The 2186-nt window shown below is 67.0% G+C and carries 2 protein-coding genes; both read left to right on the top strand.

The genetic code is table 11. From position 1 onward, the window contains the following. Positions 1–69 precede the first annotated feature (69 nt). Positions 70–1323, top strand: a complete 1254-nt coding sequence (gene istA / locus KSO98_RS18315) for an IS21 family transposase (protein ID WP_225287200.1) — start codon at positions 70–72, stop codon at positions 1321–1323. Beyond that, positions 1323–2120 (top strand): IS21-like element helper ATPase IstB, encoded by a 798-nt coding sequence (gene istB / locus KSO98_RS18320; RefSeq protein WP_225287201.1) that lies wholly within the window; start codon positions 1323–1325, stop codon positions 2118–2120. The genes istA and istB overlap by 1 nt, the downstream gene beginning before the upstream one ends. Positions 2121–2186 lie beyond the last annotated feature (66 nt).

Consider the following 2186-nt stretch of genomic DNA (forward strand, 5'->3'; position numbering starts at 1 on the left):
TGTCGACGACGCTTGAAAACGAGGCCATAGCGACGGTCGAAAACGAGGCCACCCAGACAGATTGGATGGGTGATCTCAGTGGAGGATTGGGCTTTGATCCGGCGGCTGGTTGCGGACGGTGTTCCGCAGCGGCAGGTCGCACGGGATCTGGGGATCGGCAGGGCCACGGTCGAGTGGGCGCTCGCCTCGGACCGGCCACCGAAGTACGAGCGGCCGGCCGCGCCGACTGCGTTCACCCCGTTCGAGTCGTCGGTGAAGCAACTGCTCGCGAAGACACCGGATATGCCGGCGACGGTGATCGCCGAGCGGGTCGGCTGGACAGGGTCGATCACGTGGTTTCGTGACAACGTCCGGCGCCTTCGTCCTGAGCATCGGCCGGTCGATCCTTCGGACCGGCTGACGTGGCTACCAGGCGACGCGGCGCAGTGCGACCTGTGGTTCCCGCCGAAGAAGATCCCACTCGAGGACGGCAGCAAGACGTTGCTGCCCGTGCTGGTGATCACCGCGGCACACTCGCGCTTCATGGTCGGGGCGATGATCCCGACTCGGCACACAGCCGATCTGCTGCTGGGCATGTGGATGCTGCTGCAGCAGCTCGGCCGGGTCCCGCGGAGGTTGATCTGGGACAACGAGTCCGGGATCGGCCGCGGCAAGCGGCATGCTGAAGGCGTCGGCGCGTTCACCGGCACGCTGGCCACCACGCTGCAGCGATTGAAGCCTTACGACCCTGAGTCCAAGGGCATCGTCGAGCGACGCAACGGCTACTTCGAGACCTCCTTCATGCCCGGACGCGACTTCACGTCACCGGCCGACTTCAACACCCAGTTCACCGACTGGTTGGCCATCGCCAACGCGCGGGTGGTGCGCACCATCAAGGCCAGGCCCATCGATCTGCTCGATGCCGATCGGGCAGCGATGCTGGCGTTGCCACCAGTGCCACCGACGGTGGGCTGGGTCAACCGGGTCCGGCTGGGACGCGACTACTACGTCCGCATCGACTCAAGCGACTACTCCGTCGACCCGTCGCTGATCGGCCGGTTCGTCGACGTGACCGCCGACCTGTCCCGGGTCGAGGTTCGTCACGAAGGGCGAGTCGTCGCTGCCCATCACCGGGTCTGGGCCCGCGGCCAGACGATCACCGACCCTGTCCACGTCGCCGCGGCGAAGGTGCTGCGCGAGCAGTTCCAACTGCCACGACCAGCCGCCGGACCGAACGAGGAACTCAGCAGGGATCTGGCCGACTACGACCGTGCCTTCGGGCTCATCGACGGCGGCCTGGCCGACGCCCAGCCTGATGTCGTCGCCGACGGGGAGGTTGCCTGATGGCCACGAAGAAGAACGAGACGACCGAGGCGCTCAAGCAGCTGACCTACCTCGCATCAGCGTTGAAGGCCCCCAGGATCACAGAAGCAGCCGGCCGACTGGCCGACCACGCCAGGGACGCCGGCTGGACCCACGAGGAGTACCTCGCCGCGGTGCTCGACCGTGAGGTCGCCGCACGGAACGCGTCCGGTGCCCATCTGCGGATCCGGGCAGCCGGGTTCGCGGCGAGGAAGACCTTGGAGGAGTTCGACTGGGACGCCCAACCCGCCGTCCGGCAGCAGATCGCGTCACTGGCATCCGGTGGCTTCTTGACCGAAGCCCGCAACGTCGTACTGCTCGGCCCGCCCGGCACAGGCAAGACACATCTGGCCACCGGCCTGGGCATCGCCGCCGCACACCACGGACACCGGGTCCTGTTCGCCACCGCGACCGACTGGGTCACCAGACTCACCGACGCCCACCGCGCCGGCCGGCTCCCTAACGAGCTCGCCAGGCTGCGCCGCTACGGCCTGATCATCGTCGACGAGGTCGGCTACCTGCCCTTCGAGCAAGACGCCGCGAACCTGTTCTTCCAACTCGTGTCCAGCCGCTATGAGCACGCCTCGCTGATCCTCACGTCGAACCTGCCGTTCAGCGGATGGGGCGGCGTCTTCGGCGACCAAGCCGTCGCCGCCGCGATGATCGACCGCGTCGTTCACCACGCCGACGTCCTCACCCTGAAGGGCGCCAGCTACCGGCTACGCAACCGCGGAATCGACACCCTGCCCAGCATCAGAACCCAAGACACGGCAGACTAGAAACACAAGAACCGGTGGCCTCGTTTTCGAGCGTCGGATCGGCCTCATTTTCGAGCGTTGCCGACA

The organism is Nocardioides nematodiphilus (assembly GCF_020216525.1).
Lineage (GTDB): Bacteria > Actinomycetota > Actinomycetes > Propionibacteriales > Nocardioidaceae > Nocardioides > Nocardioides nematodiphilus.

Excerpts from the sequence above, each read along its gene's own strand:
- istB (WP_225287201.1), top strand. The coding sequence starts at position 1,323 with ATGGCCACGAAGAAGAACGAGACGACCGAGGCGCTCAAGCAGCTGACC.